At 37.1% G+C, this 21,602-nt stretch carries 19 protein-coding genes; 11 read left to right on the forward strand and 8 right to left on the reverse strand.

Features of this window, described 5'->3' with window-relative positions; genetic code table 11:
- Window positions 1–18: 18 nt before the first annotated feature.
- The 5 genes from nuoK (at window position 19) to ACE3RB_RS16645 (ending at window position 7,737) form a co-directional block, all read left to right on the forward strand.
- Window positions 19–348 (forward strand): NADH-quinone oxidoreductase subunit NuoK, encoded by a 330-nt coding sequence (nuoK, locus tag ACE3RB_RS16625; RefSeq protein WP_002983557.1) that lies wholly within the window; start codon window positions 19–21, stop codon window positions 346–348.
- A 2-nt stretch (window positions 349–350) separates the two neighbouring features.
- On the forward strand, window positions 351–2,264 hold the full coding sequence (gene nuoL, locus ACE3RB_RS16630) for an NADH-quinone oxidoreductase subunit L (RefSeq protein ID WP_374465234.1): 1,914 nt from the start codon (window positions 351–353) through the stop codon (window positions 2,262–2,264).
- Between the two features lie 2 nt (window positions 2,265–2,266).
- The gene (locus ACE3RB_RS16635) at window positions 2,267–3,760 is read left to right on the forward strand and encodes a NuoM family protein (RefSeq protein ID WP_374465235.1); all 1,494 of its coding nucleotides are present in this window, start codon (window positions 2,267–2,269) and stop codon (window positions 3,758–3,760) included.
- A 16-nt stretch (window positions 3,761–3,776) separates the two neighbouring features.
- Window positions 3,777–5,156 carry an NADH-quinone oxidoreductase subunit N gene (locus tag ACE3RB_RS16640; RefSeq protein WP_374465236.1) on the forward strand — a complete coding sequence of 460 codons (1,380 nt, stop codon included), beginning with the start codon at window positions 3,777–3,779 and terminating at the stop codon, window positions 5,154–5,156.
- Between the two features lie 268 nt (window positions 5,157–5,424).
- Window positions 5,425–7,737, forward strand: coding sequence for a GAF domain-containing protein (locus ACE3RB_RS16645; protein ID WP_374465238.1), 2,313 nt, complete (start codon window positions 5,425–5,427; stop codon window positions 7,735–7,737).
- Between the two features lie 66 nt (window positions 7,738–7,803).
- Here ACE3RB_RS16645 and ACE3RB_RS16650 read toward each other — a convergent pair whose 3' ends face one another.
- Window positions 7,804–8,979: a Pycsar system effector family protein gene (locus ACE3RB_RS16650; RefSeq protein WP_374465239.1), complete on the reverse strand. Its 1,176-nt coding sequence runs from the start codon at window positions 8,977–8,979 to the stop codon at window positions 7,804–7,806.
- Between the two features lie 26 nt (window positions 8,980–9,005).
- Here ACE3RB_RS16650 and ACE3RB_RS16655 point away from each other — a divergent pair, with 26 nt between their 5' ends.
- Together ACE3RB_RS16655 and ACE3RB_RS16660 are read left to right on the forward strand one after the other, a co-directional pair.
- The gene (locus ACE3RB_RS16655) at window positions 9,006–12,722 is read left to right on the forward strand and encodes a metallophosphoesterase (protein WP_374465240.1); all 3,717 of its coding nucleotides are present in this window, start codon (window positions 9,006–9,008) and stop codon (window positions 12,720–12,722) included.
- A gap of 312 nt (window positions 12,723–13,034) precedes the next feature.
- Entirely contained in the window at window positions 13,035–13,757 is a 723-nt protein-coding gene (locus tag ACE3RB_RS16660) for a hypothetical protein (protein WP_374465241.1), read from the forward strand.
- A gap of 82 nt (window positions 13,758–13,839) precedes the next feature.
- Here ACE3RB_RS16660 and ACE3RB_RS16665 read toward each other — a convergent pair whose 3' ends face one another.
- The 6 genes from ACE3RB_RS16665 to ruvX all read right to left on the reverse strand — a co-directional run bounded on the left by ACE3RB_RS16665 (window position 13,840) and on the right by ruvX (window position 17,386).
- The gene (locus tag ACE3RB_RS16665) at window positions 13,840–14,226 is read right to left on the reverse strand and encodes a hypothetical protein (protein WP_374465242.1); all 387 of its coding nucleotides are present in this window, start codon (window positions 14,224–14,226) and stop codon (window positions 13,840–13,842) included.
- The gene (locus tag ACE3RB_RS16670) at window positions 14,223–14,711 is read right to left on the reverse strand and encodes a hypothetical protein (RefSeq protein WP_374465243.1); all 489 of its coding nucleotides are present in this window, start codon (window positions 14,709–14,711) and stop codon (window positions 14,223–14,225) included. Before ACE3RB_RS16670 ends, ACE3RB_RS16665 begins: the two co-directional genes overlap by 4 nt.
- Before the next feature lie 56 nt (window positions 14,712–14,767).
- On the reverse strand, window positions 14,768–15,535 hold the full coding sequence (gene mazG, locus ACE3RB_RS16675) for a nucleoside triphosphate pyrophosphohydrolase (RefSeq protein WP_374465244.1): 768 nt from the start codon (window positions 15,533–15,535) through the stop codon (window positions 14,768–14,770).
- A 229-nt stretch (window positions 15,536–15,764) separates the two neighbouring features.
- A complete protein-coding gene (locus ACE3RB_RS16680) occupies window positions 15,765–16,325 on the reverse strand; it encodes a DUF5606 domain-containing protein (RefSeq protein ID WP_041462097.1) in 561 nt (186 codons plus the stop codon).
- Between the two features lie 75 nt (window positions 16,326–16,400).
- A complete protein-coding gene (def, locus tag ACE3RB_RS16685) occupies window positions 16,401–16,973 on the reverse strand; it encodes a peptide deformylase (RefSeq protein WP_131437777.1) in 573 nt (190 codons plus the stop codon).
- Window positions 16,970–17,386: a Holliday junction resolvase RuvX gene (gene ruvX / locus ACE3RB_RS16690; RefSeq protein WP_374465245.1), complete on the reverse strand. Its 417-nt coding sequence runs from the start codon at window positions 17,384–17,386 to the stop codon at window positions 16,970–16,972. Before ruvX ends, def begins: the two co-directional genes overlap by 4 nt.
- A gap of 115 nt (window positions 17,387–17,501) precedes the next feature.
- Between ruvX and ACE3RB_RS16695 the strand changes: the two genes are divergently transcribed.
- Window positions 17,502–17,978: a histidine phosphatase family protein gene (locus ACE3RB_RS16695; RefSeq protein WP_374465246.1), complete on the forward strand. Its 477-nt coding sequence runs from the start codon at window positions 17,502–17,504 to the stop codon at window positions 17,976–17,978.
- A 459-nt stretch (window positions 17,979–18,437) separates the two neighbouring features.
- On the opposite strand, the gene ACE3RB_RS16700 is transcribed toward ACE3RB_RS16695, so the two are convergent.
- Window positions 18,438–19,982 carry a serine hydrolase gene (locus ACE3RB_RS16700; RefSeq protein ID WP_374465247.1) on the reverse strand — a complete coding sequence of 515 codons (1,545 nt, stop codon included), beginning with the start codon at window positions 19,980–19,982 and terminating at the stop codon, window positions 18,438–18,440.
- A gap of 88 nt (window positions 19,983–20,070) precedes the next feature.
- Between ACE3RB_RS16700 and ACE3RB_RS16705 the strand changes: the two genes are divergently transcribed.
- Genes ACE3RB_RS16705 through ACE3RB_RS16715 form a run of 3 tightly spaced genes read left to right on the forward strand, consistent with a single transcriptional unit; the run spans window position 20,071 to window position 21,537 of the window.
- Window positions 20,071–20,535, forward strand: a complete 465-nt coding sequence (locus tag ACE3RB_RS16705; protein WP_374465248.1) for a hypothetical protein — start codon at window positions 20,071–20,073, stop codon at window positions 20,533–20,535.
- Between the two features lie 55 nt (window positions 20,536–20,590).
- On the forward strand, window positions 20,591–21,040 hold the full coding sequence (locus tag ACE3RB_RS16710) for a hypothetical protein (RefSeq protein WP_374465249.1): 450 nt from the start codon (window positions 20,591–20,593) through the stop codon (window positions 21,038–21,040).
- A complete protein-coding gene (locus ACE3RB_RS16715; protein ID WP_374465251.1) occupies window positions 21,040–21,537 on the forward strand; it encodes a metallophosphoesterase in 498 nt (165 codons plus the stop codon). Before ACE3RB_RS16710 ends, ACE3RB_RS16715 begins: the two co-directional genes overlap by 1 nt.
- Window positions 21,538–21,602: the final 65 nt, after the last annotated feature.

Here is a 21,602-nt window from a genome sequence, read left to right on the forward strand (position 1 = left end):
AAAAAGATTTATAAAATTATGGGAGAAGTAAATACATTTATACAAAGCATCCCTTTGGACTACTTCATCATTCTTTCGTCAGTATTATTCTGCCTGGGAGTAATGGGAGTATTGCTTAGAAAAAATGCTATTGTGATTCTGGGCTGTGTAGAGCTTATGCTGAATTCTGTAAACCTTTTATTAGCGGCCTTTTCAGCATACAAAGGCAACGGCGACGGACAACTTTTAGTTTTCTTCATTATGGTGGTAGCTGCTGCTGAAGTAGCGGTAGGTCTGGCAATTATTGCTATGCTGTATAGAAACACCCGTTCTGTAGATGTAAGTATATTTAATAAATTAAGAGGATAAGAATGGAGAATCTAGTATATGCAATAGTACTTTTACCACTTTTAGGGTTTCTTATTAACGGACTGTTCGGAAAAAATCTTCCAAAAATATTGGTTGGTTCCCTGGCTACTGCAGTAGTTTTCGGATCTTTCTGTATCGCGGTAAGTCTTTTTATGAATTTCAATTCTGAAAGCCAGCCTGTCATTGTAAAAGCTTTTGAATGGTTTAGAGTAAACGGAGTTCAAATCAATTTTGGATTCCAGATTGATCAACTTTCTTTAATGATGGTTATGATCATCACGGGGATCGGTTCACTGATCCACTTATACTCTATCGGATATATGAGTCATGATAAAGGGTTCTACAAGTTCTTTACTTACCTGAATCTTTTCATCTTCTCCATGTTACTTTTGGTAATGGGAAGCAACTACCTTATCCTGTTCATCGGATGGGAAGGTGTAGGTCTTTGTTCTTACCTGTTGATCGGATTCTGGTATACCAACGAAGAATACGGTAAAGCAGCAAGAAAAGCTTTCATCATGAACAGAATTGGTGACCTTGCGTTATTGATCGGTATCTTCATGATCGCTTCTCAGACCAATGCTGTAGATTATCTTTCTGTAGCAGAAAACGCTTCAAAATTTGAATTGGACGGAACAGTGATCATCTTTATCACAGCGAGTTTATTCATCGGTGCTACCGGTAAATCTGCTCAGGTTCCATTATATACATGGTTGCCGGATGCGATGGCCGGGCCGACTCCGGTTTCTGCGTTAATTCACGCGGCAACAATGGTAACTGCGGGTATCTATTTAGTGGTAAGATCCAATTTCTTATTTACTTTGGCCCCAACCGTTCAGGGAGGAATTTTATTCATCGGGTTCTTAACGGCTGCCCTGGCAGGATTCTATGCACTTCGTCAAAACGATATCAAAAAAGTATTGGCATACTCTACTGTTTCACAGCTTGGGTTTATGTTCATCGCTTTAGGTCTTGGAGCATATACAACAGCAATGTTCCACGTAATGACGCATGCATTCTTTAAGGCGTTATTATTCTTAGGTGCAGGTTCTGTAATCCACGCTATGAGCAACGAACAGGATATGCGTTTCATGGGAGGTCTTAAAAAATATATTCCTCTTACGCACGCTACATTCCTGATCGGGACACTAGCGATCTCAGGTTTCCCTTTACTATCGGGGATGATCTCTAAAGACGAAATTTTAGTGGCAGCTTTCGCTAAAAACCCTGTTTACTGGGTAATCCTATTTGTTTTAGCGGCAATCACTGCAACGTATATGTTCAGACTGTACTACCTGACTTTCCATGGAGAATTCAGAGGTACTGAAGAACAAAAACACCACTTACACGAAAGCCCGTCTAATATGACATTACCATTGATCATATTGGCTGTTCTTTCTGTGATCGGAGGTTTCATTAACCTGCCTCACTTCATCGGTCACGGTCATTATGCCAAACTGATGGAATGGTTAAAGCCTGTTCTTACGGAACAAAGCTTCAGCCAGATGGAAGCTACTCTTTCAGGAGTACCTTTCAATACTGAAATGATCTTATTGGCAGCTACAGTAATCATGTTCTTCTCTGTTTGGTTTATCGTAAGAAATACCTACGTGAAAAAGAAAAAGATGGCTGTGGCAGAAGAAAGCTATACCGGATGGGAAAAGCTTTCTGCTAAAAAATTATATGTAGACGAACTTTACAACGCATTGATTGTAAAAACTGTTGAAGGATTAGGACGCGGAGGAAAAATGTTTGATAAGGGTATCTTAGACCGTTTTGTAAACTTTGTAGGTGATGGCGCTGAAGACAGCGGAAAAGCTATGAAGCGTGTACAGAACGGAAATGTAGAGACATATATCCTTATCATGTCTTTAGCGGTGGGAATTATATTAATTGTTAACTTTTTATTACAATAATAATGTCTTGTTTGTTATTAACATTATTACTATTACCTCTAGTAGGTTCGGGATTAGTTTTTGCCTGGAAGAATAATTCCAGCAAATATTTGGCGCTTGGAATTGCACTGGTACAAATGCTTCTTACGTTCTATGTACTTTCGGATTTTGATTTTAATCCAACGGTAGACAGCGTATTGCAGCATGAGATCAATTATCCATGGTCACAATTTATGAAGAGCTCTCTTCACTTCGGTATCGATGGGATGAGCATGCTTCTTTTATTACTGACCAATATTCTGGCTCCAATCATTATTTTATCTTCTTTCAACGAAAATGTAAACTACAGAAATACATTCTACGGATTGATTCTGTTGATGCAGTTCGGGCTTGTAGGAGTGTTCACTTCTTTAGACGGATTATTATTCTACATTTTCTGGGAAGTAACTTTGATTCCAATTTGGTTCATTGCCGGACTGTGGGGACAAGAAAATAAAAGGTTCGAATTCACTACGAAATTCTTCGTATATACATTTGTTGGATCATTATTTATGTTAGCCGGACTGATCTGTGTGTACAACCACTCTGCATCATTCGCTTTGACAGATTTATATAATGCACAACTGAACGAAACACAACAGACTGTGGTATTCTGGTTCATCTTCTTCGCATTTGCGGTGAAATTACCGGTGTTCCCTTTCCATACATGGCAGCCTGATACCTATACCTACTCTCCCACTCAGGGATCGATGTTATTATCAGGAATCATGCTTAAGATGGCAGTATACGGTGTAATGCGTTACTTACTTCCAATCACTCCGATTCCGATTGCCGGAATTTCCGGACAGATTGTGATCATCCTTGCTATTGTGGGCATTGTTCACGGAGCTTTGATTGCCATCATCCAGACGGATATGAAGAGAATCATTGCCTATTCATCTTTCTCGCACGTAGGATTGATGGTAGCGGGTATCTTTGCTTCTGCAGTAGTTACTCTCAGAGGAACTTTCAATGTAGAAGGTGCTGAAGGTGCTTTGGTACAGACTTTCGCTCACGGTATCAACGTAGTGGGATTATTCTACTGTTGTGATATTTTATACAAGAGATTTAAATCAAGAGACATCAGACAAATGGGAGGTTTGGCTAAAGTAGCACCTAAGTTTGCTGTATTGTTCCTGATTATTATACTAGGTTCAATGGGAGTTCCATTGACCAATGGATTCATCGGAGAATTTATTTTGTTGAAATCAGTGTATGATTTTAACGGAACAGCAGCAGTAATTGCTGGTCTTACAGTAATTCTTTGTGCTGTATATTTATTGAGATTCTACGGAAAAGCAATGTTTGGTGAAGGAGATGAAGCAGTTCTGAGTACAGCAAAAGATTTATCAGGTGTAGAATTTTCTGTATTGGCAAGTTTAGCGGTTTTTGTGATTTTACTTGGTATTTTCCCACAACCGGTAATTGAAATGGTGAGTAGTTCGGTGAAGTTTATCTACCAATCAATGGTAAGTTAATTTGATATTTTAAGAAATGAGTGTTTTAATTATTGTTTTCCTAACGGCAGTTATTGCGTTATTTTCAGGAGTTTTTGAACAAGGAAAATTCGCAAGATACATTGGGATTTTGGGATTAATCATCGCATTGTACGTAAGTTTTATGCCGGAATGTTCGTTCTTCGACTATTACAAGCATATGTATGAGTACAGTGACAATACTGCATTATTCACTAAAATATCAATCGTAACGACTTTATTATTATTCTTCCTGGGAGGTTTTGCTTTCAGCAATCACAGAAGCCACCAGTCGGAATTATATGCATTGATGCTGTTTGCATTATGCGGAGGGATTATCCTTTTTGGGTATCAGAACTTAGTAACGATGTTCTTGGGGGTTGAAATCCTTTCTATCCCATTATATGTAATGGCTGGAGCTAACAAAACTGATCTGAGATCCAACGAAGCTTCTATCAAATATTTCCTTATGGGAGCATTTGCAACAGGTTTCTTACTGTTTGGTATTGCATTCATCTACGGAAGTGCAGGAAGTTTTGACCTTTATAAAATTCATGACTTCGGTGTGGCCAACTCAGGGAATGTAATGTTCATCCTGGGAGTATTACTGATCCTTTGCGCATTGGCATTCAAAGTGTCATTAGCACCTTTCCATATGTGGAGTCCTGATGTATATGCAGGTTCACCATCATTGATCACTGCTTTCATGGCGAGTGTAGTAAAGATCTCCGGATTCTTTGCCCTGTTCAGATTGATGACTCTTGGTTTCACCGGAGCTACACACGAATGGATCAATGTTTTAGGAGTATTCTTAATCATTACTTTGCTTTTGGCAAACGTTATGGGTCTTGCCCAAACGAATGCAAAAAGAATGTTAGCATATTCTTCAGTTTCTCACGCAGGATATATCGGATTGGTATTCTTCGGAATGACAAGCCTTTCTACTTATAACCTGGCATTCTATTTATTTGCTTATTCTCTATCTACAGTAGGAGTTTTCATGTGTCTGATCTGGGTAGAGAAATTAAAGAGAGAGACTTCTTTCGGAGCATTCAAAGGATTGGCGAAAACTGAACCTTTATTAGCCACAGCTGCTACAATCTCTATGCTTTCAATGGCAGGGGTTCCGTTAACTGCCGGATTTATGGGAAAATTTGCTTTATTCTCCCAGGCTATGAATGGTGCAGCTTTCCTTGTACTGGTAGCAGTATTAGGTTCTGCCCTGTCTATCGCTTACTATTTAAGACTGATCATCGCGATGTTCTTCTTTAAAGAATCAACATTCAAATCATCAGAAAAAGTAACCCTTACTTACAACATCATTGCAGTAGTTGTTATTGCTTTGATTATTATCCTGGGAATCTTCCCGGATCTGTTCGCAAGAATGTTCGGATTGTAAAATCTGAATCTTAAAATATAAAAAGCACAACTTTAAGTTGTGCTTTTTTTGTTATTATTCTTAAATTAAAAATGATATTTATCGTCCAAAAAGCTATAAAATGTATTAATCAATAATTCAGTTATCTGTCTTTTTAAAAAAAGAACAAAGAATTACAAAATATGTTGTAAAGTTTCCGGAGGTACAGTTAAATTATACACAATAAAATAACATAGCTTTCCTAGTAATATTCCGCTTTTTTCATAACTTTACTTTTAAATTTCAGCTCTTGGCTAATCTCTATAAAAAAGACTCCCCTTTTCAGGTTTATATATCATTCAAAAAATATTTGGATGTTCTGGAGCATATCCGGTATAACGACAGATTGGAATACAGGGTGAACTATGCAGAGTCTTTGATTGAGAGTACGAAAAACTTTAAAGAATTCAGAGAAGGCTTCCAGGACACCGCCCTTCTCGAGAAATATGAAGACCTCATCAGGCTTCTTCTTGCCGATTTGTTCCCGACCGGACTTACCAAAAATGAGATCAAAGCGGCCAGTATTCCTCTTTCCAATATCACTTTCAATTATACAGAAAGATTTAAAGACATTCTGAAAGATGCCGGAAAAGACTTTGAAATAGAACTGAGAAATATTTCAGATAATGAATTTTATGTGTTCTGCTGCTGTCTGATTCTTCAGAGCTACTTCAAAAAAGATATTAAGAGTACGATTCCTCTTTATTATGATATTCCCAACAAGCAGGGAATCATGAAGCACTATAAGATTACCGTCAATTCAGACTTCACAGAAATTATCCCTACAGAGGATTCCAAAATTCCATCTGATGATATTCTGGATATGCTCCTGGAAAATCTGGATGATTTTAAACTGTGGAAGAAATACTTTCCTTCCCAATCCTGGATTTTAAAAGGATTTACGATTATTTCACTGGTTGACTGCACTTCTGAAGTGGCACTTTCTGATCTGAAATCAAGCATGATCGAAATTGATCCCGAAGATTTGAATCCCGATGAAAATCTGACCGAAATCTTTAAATCCTATTTCGATGTTCCGGAACTCAGCTTTGGACTGATGACCTTCAACAAAAAGGAACAGAAGCTGGATAAGCTTCCGATTTATGAGAGTCTTCTCACTAATCATATCCTTGATTTCTGGATCAATGCCTTTGATGAAGAAACCCGTAAGAGCACCTTCAACAATCTGAATCATAATTCAAAACCTGTTGTTGTTTCCAATGTAAACAATCTGGATGAAAGTGTCAAAAAATTGCCTTCTTTCAGTATTTTAAAGGATAATAATGTCAACAGCTTCATGGTAATACCTATCATGAAAGACGGTGAACTCCTGGCCATTATGGAATTTACGTCTCCTATTGCCGGCAGCTTCAATGGGCTAAAGCTTAAAAAACTGGAATTTTTCACTGATATGGTTCTTTTCTCCCTGAACAGATTTTATTTTGAGAAAAACTATCAGATAGAAGCTATTATTCAGCGTGAATATACCACCATTCATGACAGTGTAGTTTGGAAGTTCAGGAATGAAGCTGAGAAATATTTTACAGCATCCCTGGGAAAGAAAATTTATACACTAAAGCAGATCTCATTTAAAAATCTTACACCCTTATTTGGGGTATCAGATATCCGCTCTTCATCAGAAAAACGTTTTAATCTGATGCTGCAGGATCTCAACCAGCAGATTGAATCACTGAACGAAATTTTAACGCTTACCAATTCCGAATCAGAAAAGTTTCTGCTGGCACTTGATGTTTTTGAAAATGAACTCAACAATGAAATAAAAGCTGATACGGAACAACGCTTTCAGAGATTACTGAGGGAAGAGATTCATCCCTTTTTACAGGGGAAACTGGAAATTAAAACCCCAAGAGCAATAAAGGCAAAGATCAAAGATTATTTTTCACAGATTTTTTCATCAACGGAGCTGTTTTACACCCATCGGAAAAAACTGGATGACTCTATTACTCTGGTTAACCGTAAGCTGGCGGATATGCTGGACGAAAGCCAGGTAAAAGCCCAGGAAATTTTCCCACATTATTATGAGAGATTCAAGTCTGACGGTGTGGAACATAATCTGTACATTGGTCCTACCATTGCACCTGAGCTTCATTATACCTCAAAAGTTGTTCATAAACTGAGATACTGGCAGATGAAAACCATCTGTAAAATGGAACTTGATTTCCAGTCTTTCAAAAAGGATCTTCCTATACAGCTGGATATTGCCTCGCTCATCTTTGTGTACAATGAAAAGATAGACATCCGTTTCAGAATGGATGAAAAACGTTTTGATGTAGACGGAGCATACAATTCTTATTACGAAATTATCAAAAAGCGTCTGGATAAAGCTCATGTCAAAGATTCTTCAGAACGCATCACAGCTCCCGGAAAAATCACCATTGTCTATTTCGGAATGGAAAACCAGAAAGAATATCTCGACTATATTTCAAAACTTCAGAAAAAAGGGGTTTTGCAACATGACGTGGAATTTTTGAAGGTTGAGGATCTCCAGGGAATTACCGGATTGCTGGCGCTGAGAGTTTCTTTTACCCTACCACAGGAATAAAAAATCCGGAACAAAAAGTCCCGGATGTATTTATATTTATTTTCAAAAAATTGATCTTGAATCCTGTTAAAGACTTAGAAAAGCTGCTCCGAAAGACAAAACAGAAATAATAATCCCTGCCATAAAAATTTTATAGGTAATGGATAAAAGCTTGTACTTCCTGTTAAGCACTTTCCCCAGATAGTATAAATCTTTCACCATAGAATCATAAATGTAATCTCTGTCTTTGATCAGGTCTTTCATGGCATTGTTATAATCATCAAACAGCATCTGCTGAAAGTTTCCGAAAAACAGAAGATTTACTTTCCTGTTGGCAATATCCTGAGGAGTAAATGTTGTTTTCGTCACATTCGGTTTTGTGGACAGAATCGCAAAGATAATAGTCAGTACACTTGACAGCAGTAAAATAAAGCTCGGAAGAATCAGATGCGAATTTTTGGGAGCATCCAGCTTCGGTACCAATACGGAAAGGCACACTGAAATGATAATGGCATTTACAGACAAAAGAATATTGGCTTTGCTGTCTGCAATATCACTCAGTCTTGTATGATTGTTCAGCGTTACCCTGAATAAGGTATCCACACTTCTGTCTGATTTTTCTTTCTCTTTTTTACCTTCTGAGTTATCCTTCTTACTCTCCTTTTTCTCCTCCTCTTTTTCCAGTTCCTTTTCGATCTTTTTGATGTTTTTCTTTTTCAAAGGCTCCCAGTTTTCTTTAGCGTAATCTGTATAAAAAGTATGTTTGTTTTTCAGCATATCAAGATTTCCGGCATTCCATTCTTCATTGGAAAAGCATCTTACATTGGTCAGCTCCCATTCTTTTCTCAAAGCATCTGAAATATCGGTATAATCATGACCTGCAAAATGACTGAAATCCGCATCTTTTACAATTTTTTCCAGTAAGTTCTGAGGTTCATAGTGTATTTTCGTAGCCAGAATCAGTTTTTCGACATCAGCAATATAACTTTCAGGATAATTTTCCTGCTGCAAAAAAGTCTTCATCACTTCCACACTTCTCTCCTCATGATTGAGAGCACACTCTATATACCCTGTATCATGAAACCACAATGCAACGAGAACTTTCTCCTGATCCTCTTCTGAAACAGGGGTGTTCTTCATAATTTCTTCAGCCTTATTAACCGTATAGGCAGTATGGATAAAATTATGATAAAAATATACCGAAGATAACTTATCTTTGAATAAGATTTCAACATAATTTTTAGCTTTGTCTAGAATGTTCATTCCTGAAATTTTGTTAATGTAAATTTATGAATTTATCCTTTAAAACTCATCTTAAAAATACTTCTATTGTTCTTAGAACAGTAATGTCCGCAGGAGTCCTTTATTCCTGTGCTACATATAACGTACAAAAGGGCAAAAACTTATTTGAAGTAAAAGATTCCGAAATAAAATCAGAAAATGATTTTAAACTTTTTCTGATTGGAGATGCAGGAAATGCAGATGAAGCTCAGGCACAAAAAACGCTGAATTTACTGAAAAGCAAACTGGATTCCGCCGACAGCAATTCTATGCTGATCTTTCTGGGCGACAATATCTATCCTAACGGGATGCCCAGAGAAACGGACAAAGATTATGCACTAGCGAAACAGAAACTGGAAAACCAGTTAGCCATTACAAAAGACTTCAAGGGAAAAACATTGGTCATTCCGGGAAATCACGACTGGTATAACGGGTTGGAAGGTTTGAATGCCCAGGAAGGACTGGTAAAAAAATATCTTGATGATAAAAAAGCTTTTCTACCGAAAAGCGGCTGTCCTATTGATGACATCAACATTTCTAAAGACATTAAGCTCATTGCCATCGATACGGAATGGGTGATTGCCAACTGGGATGATTATCCGGGAATCAACAAAAACTGTAATATTAAAACCCGGGAAGATTTTTTTACCGAGTTCAAAGATCTTATAATTAAAAATCAGGGTAAAAAAATAATTGTTGCCTTACACCATCCTGTCATCAGCAGTGGAACACATGCAGGTTTTACCTCTGCCAAATCCCATCTGTTTCCTTTAAATAGTAAAGTCCCTGTTCCGGTTGTGGCCAGTGTGATCAATATTTTAAGGAGTTCCTCAGGAGCAAGCCCTGAGGATATTAACAACCAACATTATGCAGATCTTGCCAACAGGCTGAAAAGTATTGTACAGGATAAGGAAAACATTATTTTTGTATCAGGACATGATCATAATCTGCAATATCATGAGGATGGGAACCTGAGACAGATCATCAGTGGTGCAGGTTCTAAAACAGATCCGTCTACCATTGTAGAAAAAACAGACTTCTCTTACGGAGGTAGTGGTTTTGCTGTTTTAAATTTCAGAAAAGACGAAAGCACAGATGTTGAGTATTTTTCAACCAGAGATGCCCGGCTTCAGAAACTGACTCATATTTCCGTAATGTCTAAACCGGATGTATTTGTCAATAACTTCCCCAATTCTTTTCCGACAACATTTTCTTCAACTATTTATCCCGTACAGCTTACAGAAAAAAGGAAATTTTACAGATGGCTCTGGGGAGACCACTACAGAAAATATTATGGAATCCCGATTGAAGCCCCAACCGCTAATCTTTCAGAACTGAATGGTGGGTACATTCCTTTCAGAGAAGGAGGAGGAAACCAATCCAACAGTTTACGTCTGAAGTCTGCAGACGGGCAGGAGTTTGTAATGCGCGGTGTGAAAAAAAGTGCGATCCGCTTCCTTAACAACATGGCTTTCCAGAAAAGTACATTAGGAGAAGAACTTGCCGATACATTCCCTGAAAAATTCCTGCTGGATTTTTATACAACCAATCATCCGTTTACCCCTTTTACGATTGGAAACATGTCGGAAAAACTGGGTATTTTCCACAGTAACCCAAAACTGTATTACATTCCTAAGCAGCAAGCCTTAGGAAGATATAATGAAGATTACGGGGACGAAATGTATATGATTGAAGAACGTTTTTCTTCCGATCCTAAAACACTGGCTTATCTTGACAATGCAAAAGATATCGTCTCTACAGATGATGTACTGAAAAACCTCAGCAAAAGCAATAAATATTCTGTTGACAGGGAATCTTATATCAGAGCAAGGCTGTTTGACATGCTTATCGGTGACTGGGACAGACATTCGGACCAATGGAAATGGGCAGAATATGAAGAAGGCGATAAAGTAATCTATAAACCGATCCCGAAAGACAGGGATCAGGCGTTCAGTAAATATGACGGTGCCGCATTTAAACTTATCATGAATGTTCCTGCCATCCGCCATATGAAGACCTTTACAGAAGATATCAGCAGTGTAAAATGGCTTGCCATGGAACCTTACCCGATGGATCTTGTTTTCTTGAAGGGAGCAGATCAGGGTGAATGGGAAACCCAGGCAAAATATATACAGGAGCATCTTACCGATTCGGATATTGATGACGCTTTCCATAATCTTCCAAAGGAAGTACAAGACGACACCATCGCAGAGATCCAGAGAAAGCTGAAAATAAGAAAAACAAAACTTCAGACTTATGCAGTTCAGTATTATGATGTACTGCAGAAAAAAGTACCTCTTGCAGGAACTGTAAATCCTGATAAGTTTGTCATTACAAAAAACGGACATTCTGTACTCGTGCAGCAATATAAACTGGGTAAGGATAAAGACAAGAATGAGCTGGTTTTTGAAAAGACTTATCATGATTCGAAAACAAAAGAATTGTGGATCTACGGACTGGAAGATGATGACATCTATGAAGTAACGGGAACGGGAAATCCAAAGATGAATATCAGACTGATCGGCGGGTATAATCATGATACCTATACTGTGGGTGACGGAAGAAAAGTGAAGATTTATGATTTTAAATCTCAGAAAAACACATATAACTCCGGTAATGCAACCAAAAATATTACGGATGATTATGACATTAACAGCTATAACTATAAACATCCTAAATATAATTCCGTAGCAGGATATCCAAATCTGGATTACAACCCTGATGACGGTATTATTGTAGGTGTTCTGGCCAATTATACGGTAAACAATTTTATCCGTGATCCTTTTACTCAAAGACATAGCTTAAAGGCTAATTTTTATACTGCAACAGCAGGATTCAGTCTTACGTATAAAGGCGTATTTAAAAAAGCAATTTCAGGTTGGGATATTAATCTTGATGCATTTTATACGACTCCAAGATTTTCTCAGAACTTCTTTGGACTTTCCAATGAAAGTGATTACGATAAAGAAAATACCGAAAGGGAATACAACAGGGCCAGAATTTCCAAATTCAACTTTTCTCCTTCCATCTCACAGAAAAGCTGGATGAATCTCAGCCATCAGTTTCAATTGACTTTTGAAGATAATAAAGTACAGAGAAAGGCTGACCGTTTTATCAATCAGTCACCGGATGTAAGACCCGGCGTTTTTGACAGCCAGCAGTTTGTGGGGGCAAACTATACATTTGGCTATAAAAATGCTGATAATGCGGCCTTCCCTACTCTTGGACTGGAATTTATGCTTAATGCAGACTGGAAAGCAACCCTTTCTGATTTTAATAAAAACTTTGTGGCCTTAAAAGGAAAGCTTGCCGTTGACCACAGAATTGATAAAAAAGGAAAATTTGTATTTGCCAACTCCAGCAATGTTATGTGGATCAATAACAACAACTTTGAATTCTATCAGGCGGCAGCTATTGGAGGCAACAACGGAATGAGAGCCTTCAGAAATGAAAGATTCTCAGGAAGATCCTATTTTACCAATAATTCAGAGATCCGATGGGACTTTGGAAGAGTAAGAAATAATATTGCTCCGGCAAACATGGGAATTCTCATTGGATATGATATCGGACGTGTATGGAATGATAATGAAAATTCCAGAAAATGGCATCAGTCTGCCGGTGCCGGTCTATGGTTGAGTATTGTAGAAATGATGTCTGCAAGGCTGAATTATTTCTACGGTTCAGATGGCGGAAGGCTGTCTGCAGGGATAGGAATGAAGTTTTAAATACATTCGTCTGTAAAGAAATCATTCTAACTTTATTTTTGGATTGAAATTTAAACTAACATAAAACACTGTATAATAAGCTTTTAAAGCATATTTTAAATTAAATACTTAAAAAATCCAATTTAAATAAAATTTAATATTTCAAATTTTCAACTCACATTTTTTAATGATAAAATAAATATGGCTTTTAAATAAAAGCCATATTTTCAGCTATATAAGTCAAAAACACACATAGTTCAATATGATTATCAATTCTTTAAAAAATTGACATTTTAAAAACATTTTATATTTGCAGCAACAAAAAATCAGCAAATGATGAAAAAGAAGCTATTGTTTATGGCATTATTTGTCATATTCGTAAACTTAAATGCACAGATAGGGATTAAAACATCAACACCTCAAAATACACTGCATGTCAACGGTTCCGTTCAGGTTGTTAAGGATCTTAATGTAGGAGGAGATGACAGAACAAAAGGAAATTCCGGAAACAAAGGTGAGGTTTTAATGTCAAACGGAGCAGGCAATGCACCGGTTTGGAAGACCATTGAATCTGAAAACTTCCTGAAGGTAGTATTTGTTGGAAACAAGACTGATATCAGCCCGGCAAGTGGCAGCTATACGGGAACACATTCTACTCCTGTCAGTACCCACGAAAGTTATTCACAAACCTATGTTTTCAATGTAAGTAATAAAATTGATACAGCTTATTTAACATATAATTCAACCACCGGACTTTTCACAGCAGTAAAGCCTGGGTTCTATAATATTGTGCCTTATGCAACTTATGATCTTAATTTAAATCCATCCGGACAGACTGCAGGTACAGCCAATTCATATATACAAAAGGTTTCTCCGGTACTCACAACACTTGCTGGCATATCTACCGGTCATGGCGAGCGTACGACAGGACTGAATCATAATCTTTCATCCATTAACTTTTTTAATGCAGGGGAGACCTTCAGAATACGCTGCCGTTATACCCAGGATTTCCGGTTATCAAGTGGAAATATTCATATATCTTATCTTACTCCCTAGCCTATAAAACGTCAATCACTTTAATACATTCATATATTTAAAAACCCACACAGATTTTGTCTGTGGGGTTTTATTTATTTTATTATAAAGGAAAAGTATATACATTTCCCCCTTCATCCTTCCCTTTCTCATCTGCGATCATTAATGTTTTATCATCAAGGAAAACAATGGCTTCTTTCTGGGAATTATGATTCAACGGAATTTTTTGAATCTTCGCAGAGTTGAAATTATCAACTGTAAATCCTGTAAGAACATGAACATTCTTATGGGTCAGCAAAACAATTTTATCTTTCGTACTGTTAATAGTTTCTGATGTAATCGCGGCATCATTATAACCGCCCTGAAGTTTCAATGTTCCGATTAATTTGGCTTCAAAATCACCCTCTTTATTAGGCACCTGGAATACGAGGAAAGTTCCGTCGAAACCTTTGCTTCTGTTTTTAGTAAACAGGTAGAAATTTCCATTCATCTCAACAAAGCTTCACAGTCATAGAGCAGATATGATTTTTTCGGTGGAAATTCCGTCTGTCCCTGATAATGGAATTTTGTGGTCTGAACAACTTTGGTCACAGTTTGTCTGATGTCTTTTAAATCGGTTTTTAAAATAGCCAGATCCTGTCTGTTATTATCATTATTTCCAAAATCTCCTATATAAATATTTCCTTCAGGATCGGAAATAATGTCTTCCCAGTCCGTATTTTCTGTATTTTCTACCGGAATTTTTGCCTGCATATCTCCTTGATCACTCAAGCCGTATATTGCATTTTTATTACCTCTGTCTTCTATCACCCAGATCGTTTTCTTATCTTTTGACAAAGTAATTCCGGAAACCTCCTTCAACTTTTTGGGTAAGGAGAACTGTATTTTCAGTTCATCTTCTTTGGCAGGGGAATTCTGAGCTTTTGGATTACAGCTCAATAAAAGTAAGGCAGGTAACATAAGAAAACGTAACATATTTATTTTTTATTTTTTAATTGAATGTAAGAAGCATTAATTGTTCCAATCATAAACTAAGAAAGTTTTTTCGCTTTTTCCCACAGAACATCCATCTCTTCCAGAGACATATCTGAAAGTTTCAGATCCTGCTCCTCTGCAAGGCCTTCCATTTTCTGAAACCTTGATATAAACTTAAGATTGGTTCTTTCCAAAGCCGAATCCGGATTGATTCCCGAAATCCTGGCATAGTTAATCAGAGAGAAAAAAACATCACCTAACTCCTGTTCTTTTTTGTCCGGATCTGTTTCAGCATGGAATTCCTGAATCTCTTCATCTACTTTTTTCCAGGCATCTTCTGCATCATGAAACTCAAAGCCTATTCCCTTTACTTTATCCTGGATTCTGTAAGCTTTTACCAGACTTGGCAGACTTTTAGGAACACCTCCTAAAATAGATTTATTTCCTTCTTTCAGTTTTAGTTTTTCCCAGTTCTGCTTCACTTCCTCTTCATCTTTCACCTGGGTATCCCCGTAGATATGAGGATGACGGAAAATCAGCTTCTCATTCAGGGAATTGATAACATCTGCGATATCAAAACTTTCTTTTTCAGAGCCGATTTTAGCATAGAAAACAAGGTGAAGCAAAACATCGCCCAGTTCTTTCTTTATCTCCTGTAAATCATTCTGCAAAATAGCATCTGAAAGCTCATAGGTCTCTTCAAGGGTAAGATGACGAAGGGACTCTAACGTCTGCTTCTGATCCCACGGACATTTTTCACGCAAATCATCCATAATATCCAGTAATCTTCCAAATGCTTCTAGTTTCTCCTGTTTCGTATTCATAAGTAATGGGAAATTCAATCTTATACAAATGTAAGGGTTATTCGGGCATCATTACAAACGTTGGGAATAAAAGTTGCAGAGTGCAGAATTTAGGATAGATTAGGCGGTAAACCTAACAGGTTTTCGAACCTGTTAGATTTTGGGATATGAACCCGCTATTACCTACCTGAAAACAAAAAACCTTGTCCGGAAATTCCGGACAAGGTTTTATATTTTAATTCAGAATGAATTATCCTTGTTTTCTGTGTGTGCTCTTCGGAGCTGATTTTGCAGCTGAAGTCGCTTTTACTTTTGGAGCAGCCGGCTTTTCAGTTTTTGGAGCCGCTTTCTTAGCTTCTTTTTCAATGCTTACTTCTTCTGTTGCAGGCTCACCTTCTAAAGTTTCAGGTTCTGCTTTCACAAAGCTTTCAGGAGTGATATATCCTGCTTTCTGAAGGATGTTGTACCATTGAGCTAATTTCTTGATGTCAGAAGAATATACTCTTTCTGTATCATAGTTAGGAAGAGATGCCAGCATGAAATCTTTCAGCTCTGCCTCAGAAGATTTGTGAGAAATAGTTTCCTTATAATCGTTGTTCTTAGCAATATTTTCAAATACTTCAAACAAAGGAACTTCTTTCTCGAATGTAAACATAGCAATATTGTCCAATAAACTTACCTGGCTTGAGTTTCCAATGCTTACTTTTTTCTTTGAGGTAACATCTTCAATGATGAATCCGTTTCTTAATTGAGAAACTAACTTGAAAAGTCCTGGTTTTCCAGAAATTGAAATTATTTTTTCTAACAGCATAATTTTATTTTTTGTAAATTCTGCAATCAGCACTAGCTTTTTGCTTTTTATTATTCTTTTTAATCCTTGTTTAAATTATTTTGGAAATCTCATTTTGTAACCGATGTTTACGTCACCCTGAGAAATTTTTGTCAACTTGCCTTTCACTAGTTTCTTCTTCAGAGCACTCAGGTGGTCAGTAAACAGAATCCCTTCAATGTGGTCATATTCATGCTGAATTACGCGGGCTCTAATATCGGAAAAAGTTTCTGTATGTTTCACAAAATTTTCGTCATAATATTCAATAACGATTGTCCCTTTTCTTTTCACATCTTCTCTTACATCCGGAATAGAAAGACAGCCTTCATTGAACTTCCATTCTTCACCTGATTCTTCAAGAATCTGAGCATTGATGAAAACTTTTTTAAACTCTGCCAGCTCATCCTTAATATCTTCATAATCCTCATCTTCTGCAAGAGGCGTCACATCTATTACAAACAGACGGATATCCAAACCAATCTGTGGCGCAGCAAGACCTATGCCATTTGCACTGTACATGGTTTCGAACATATTATCTATCAGTTCCTGTAATCCGGGATAATCTTTGTCTATATCTTTTCCTACTTTTCTCAAAACAGGATCCCCAAAAGCTCTTATCGGTAAAATCATCTTAATCTTTGTTCTAAAAAATTCTGCAATATGATAGTTGCGCTTACTTTATCTATTAATCCTTTTTCCTGCCTCTTCTTTTTATTCTTCCCGCTTTGGGAAATAAAAAATGAAGCCATTTTAGAGGTAAATCTTTCATCAAAACGGTGAACTGCAATATCCGAAAATTCTTTTTTAAATGCTTCAATAAACTTTAAAATATCGGTTTCCACTTCTGAAATATTCCCTTTCAAATCTATGGGAAGCCCAATGACTACCTCATCCACCTTGTTTTCACTGAAATATTTTTTCAAAAATTCCATTAAAGAACGGTTCTCTACAGTCTCCAGTCCGCTGGCTATAATCTGCATATCATCTGTTGCAGCGATGCCACAACGAGCCTTTCCGTAGTCTATTGCAAGGATTTGTCCCATAAGTCTGCAAATTTAGTAAAATTTACTGATTTTATTCATAACGCAGTTTTTTTATGTAAATCATGTTTTATTCCATTATTTTTTTTATAATTTTAATCTTCCAAAAAACAATTATATGAAGAAACTCATCCTCGTAAGACATGCGAAAAGCGACTGGCCGGAGGAAACGGAGGACTTTGACAGACCTTTGGCAGACAAGGGTCTGGAGGATGCTATGCACATGTCCAGATTTCTGAAAAGCAATAATATTTCCATTGACTATTTTGTGTCCAGCCCTGCGGTACGTGCACTGAATACCTGTAAGATTTTTAATCAGACCTATCAGCTGAACTGTTCTACTGATGAAAAACTATATAACCCTTCGGAAAGAAGCTTTGAATCTGTAATTTATGACCTGGATGACAATCTGAATTCTGTTGCGCTCTTCTCTCACAATAACGGAATTTCCAATTTTGCCAATTCCATTTCTGAGGATATTTTCCATTTCCCTACCTGCGGAGTTGCCGGTTTTGAAGTAGACTGCCAGTCGTGGTCAGAATTTGACGGAGCCAAAAAGAAACTTCTGTTCTTTTATGAGCCCGGGAAAATATAACTTTACTTTTCTGTTTTTTTTTATGCTGCTATATCCGTTCTTCTTTTCTCTTGCCAGAAACAGAAGAGAGCCTGCTTTTACACCATTAATGACAAATAATTTGAAAACAAAAAACTGATTCAATCTTTCCTTATCACAGCAAGACCTTAACCTTCTTCAATAAACCAAGCTAATATTTCTTTTACCGACTACACATTCCCCTCCTCCGGAGGGGTGGCAAAAAAATATTTTTTTTGACGGGGTGGTAAGTTCCGGCTGAAACCATTATCACTGTAAAAAAACAGGCTAAAACCCGTTCCTATTGAATTATATCAGCTTTAATTTTTTGTTAGAATTCATGTTATTTGTGAACAAATTAGTGCCATTTGTGTTTAGTAACAAAAAAGAACGGACCTAAGCCCGTTCTCTATAAAATATCTTTCGCGATTTCGCCTTTTTACCTTTTAACATTCCCGACTTTTATTTTCTCTTCAAATCCAGATCATCAAAATCAAAACTAAAATCTGTCACATCAGAAATTGCCTTCAACCTTGCAGACTCTGCCTTTCCGTTTTCATCATAACTGAAAATAATATAAGCATCAGCATCATAGCTTCTGTCGTCCCACTTAATAATGAAAGAATTATTGGAGTAAGGAAGCAGTTCTCCTTTTAACCTTGGAGAGTTCTTGCATGAAATTCTGTATGTATTTCCCTGTTGGGCAATTTCTACATCACCAAACCAGGTATCATTGTATGTTCCTGTAAACTGTTCTGCTTTGGGCTGCAGTGCTTTTTCTTTTTTAAATGCTTCGGATTTTGCAAAGGCATCTTTCTTTTGTTTATTGAATTCAGTTTCCATTTTAGACATTCTTTCCCCATAGGTTTTCAGCCAGTTTCTGTCTGCTACACCAAGATAAGAATCCTTTACTGTATTTGTAATCGTATTGAAAGCTGCTCCGGACTGCTGGTTCGTTAATACTACAATTCCCAGTTTCATATCCGGAATTAAAGTAAACTGTGTAACCGTGCCGATCAATCCTCCGGTATGCTGTACCTGCTTATGCCCTTTAACATCACTTAAGAACCACCCTAAACCGTATCCGTAAAAACTTGTATCATAAGGATTCTTTGCCGCTACTCTGTCCGGAATCTGTAAGCTCCACAGCTGTTGGGCATTCTTATCGGAAACTAATTTTTTTCCATCTTTAGTGGTGAAATTATTCAGTAGACATTCCGCCCACGTGGTCATGTCTTTAATATTACTCATAATTCCTCCTGCAGCATTGGCCGTTTCGTTCCAGTCATGAGGAACAGCTACTGCTTTTCCGTCTACAGGTGCGTGTGCATCAATTTTATTCGCTACAGATTTTGCTCTGGTGTAGCTTCCAAAACTTGAAGTCATTCCTACTGGTTTCATAATTCTTTGTTCAATGAATTCAGCCCAGCTTAATCCTGAAACTCGGTGAATCACTTCTCCGGCAACAATAAACATGATGTTGTTATAATCCAGTTTTGTTCTGAAAGGATTTTCGGGTTTAAGGTATCTTACATTGTGAACAATATCATTAACCGTTAAGCTTCCTCCTTCCGGAAAAAACATAAGATCACCCTGCCCCAGTCCTAATCCTGCTCTGTGCGTAATCAGATCTTTGATAGTAACATTCTGGGATACATAAGGATCATACATTTGAAATTCAGGAATATATTTTGAAACTTTGTCGTCCCAGTTCAACTTTCCTTCATCTGCCAGGATTGCTAATGCAGTACACGTAAAACCTTTTGAGTTGGAAGCAATTCCCACCAACGTATTATCATCCATTGGCTGTTTGCTGGTAAGAGAACGCACTCCAAATCCTTTGGAATAGATTACTTTACCGTCTTTTACAATTCCCACCGACATTCCTGGTACATCAAAAGTTTTCAGGGTATTCTGGATCAGTTCGTCCAGCTTTTTTTCTTCTACCTGCGCATTGACCAATCCTACAGTTAAAAGAAAAATGAAAAAAGAAAGTTTCTGTTTCATTGTTTATTTTAATTTTCCCAAATTTACTAAATATTAAGCGATGCTAATTTTAGCCGTATTAAAACTTTACAATAAATCAGTTGTATTCATGAAAAAGCCTATTTGTAGCTGTATTTTCTTTCTTTTAGCGATTAATGCTGTCAAAGCCCAGGACAAAACTGCCAATCCATTGCTGTTACAAACCTGGAATTTGAATAAAATGGACACCTATATTTATACTTATGAAAAACAGGATGGTTTTGAGGCCAGGAGAGAAGGTATCAGATTTCAGAAAAACGGAAAGATCACAGGAAACCTGATCAGATCTACCTTAAAATATGATGCTCTGGAAGAGCCTGTAACTAAAAACGAAAAGGCAGACCGTTACATCGGAAGCTGGAAAAAAGCTTCAGATTCTACAGTGACCATAGTGTTTCCTTCCAATACCAATATGACTGGAACTTTTGTTATTACAAAATTGACGGAGAATCAGCTGAAACTAAAAAAGGTTTTCAGTGCGGATATTGAAAAGAAACTGGATTCTATCCGAAAAACAAAAAATATTACAGATTAAGAGCTTAACTCAGTTTATGAAGCTTCTTTATATTTGCAATCTTAAAAATAGTAAAATGACACTAAACAGATTATTGGCTTTCTTCTTACTGATGGTTAGCTGTAATTTATATTTTTCCCAGGAAGTCACCATTAAAGATGATAAAGTTTTACTGGATGGGAAACAGATTCTGAAAGCAGAAAAGATCAATGCAGCCCAGTATTCCTTTTTCTCAATGAAAGATGATGAGGAAGTTCTTCTTTACCGGTATATGGACAATGAAACGCCAAGGTATGTAAATGATGATTATTTTATCCTGAATTTTCTGACTGAAAAAACAAAAGTAGAATCGACTGATATGACCAAAATATCCAATTTTATGAATTCCAAAAAAGGAATGGAAAAACTGGTAAAATGGCTATTGAAAGAAAGAGTGATTAATCATGACGGGGAACTTAATCCTGAGCGTGTAGCTGTATTCAAAGATAAATACCACGAAAATATTACTGAAAGAACCCTTAGATAATGACCAAAATCCTTCTTCTATCCGACTCTCATTCCTATATTGATGACAGGATCCTGGAATATGCTTCTCTGGCTGATGAAATCTGGCATTGCGGAGATTTCGGAAGCCTGGATGTGATTGAACAGCTTGAAAAAATAAAACCTCTGAAGGGAGTTCACGGAAATATTGACAATTCCAAAATTCAGGCAGAGTTTCCGGAGGTTAACCGTTTTTTGTGTGAAAAACTGGAAGTCCTGATGATTCATATCGGAGGATATCCCGGGAAATACTCACCTCTTGCGAAGAAAGAAATTACAGAACATCCTCCAAAGTTATTTATTTCAGGACATTCTCATATTCTGAAAGCAATGTACGATGAGAAAAACAAGCTTCTTCACCTCAATCCCGGTGCCTGTGGAAAACAGGGCTGGCATAAAGTAAGAACAATGATGCGCTTTGTAGTAGATGGTGAAGAGATCAGGGATCTGGAAGTTATTGAATTGGGGCCGAGGGTGTGATAAGGGAAAGCACGTGAAAGTTGGAGTGTTTGAGAGTTTGAGAGTAAAGGAGTTTGTTTTCTATA

Origin of the sequence: Chryseobacterium sp., from assembly GCF_041914225.1 — a bacterium.
GTDB lineage: Bacteria > Bacteroidota > Bacteroidia > Flavobacteriales > Weeksellaceae > Chryseobacterium.